Genomic DNA, 571 nt, shown 5'->3' on the forward strand with positions numbered 1-571 from the left:
GTCAGGGTTCCAAATACGGGTTCTACGGTGCTTTGCCGTTTTCCTTTCATGTAACGCCCTTGATTACTGTTTACTCGAGCTATATTACGTTGGTATTCCTCACGATAATAGGTAACTGTAAATTTCTTTTCTTGGGCTGATTTCCCAAGACATGTTATGCGAATCGGGCAGTCTATACACAGCTGTTTTGACCCGCGATATTCCTTCTTTTTGGTGTTATTCTTTTTTTCAATAAATACCTTCTTAAATGGTATGGTTTTACCCTTTGGACAGGTGTAACGATCCTTGTCTTTATCATAAGTAAATCCATCTGGACCACCTTTATAAGTGCCATGAGCGGGTATAAAACTTTTTAAACCTATAGCTTCTAGAAAAGCATAATTCTCACCGCTACTATAGCCTGTGTCGGCTACACAATTTTCCCAAACAAGTTGTGATTTCCAAAGCCGTTGTTTTACGCGCTTAACAATATCTGGTAAATGCTGACTGTCTTTACCGTCTGCATGGTACGCTTTTATATCGCTTATAACATGGTTTGCAGTATCTACAGTAAGCTGACTGAGGTAATTAA

Annotated in this window: 1 protein-coding gene; it reads right to left on the reverse strand. The window is 39.1% G+C overall.

What is annotated here, in order from left to right:
• Window positions 1-571: transposase (locus tag AC0UBM_RS18365; protein WP_475689637.1), on the reverse strand; the 571-nt coding region annotated here is incomplete at both ends.

It is taken from the genome of Formosa sp. F44 (assembly GCF_056238645.1).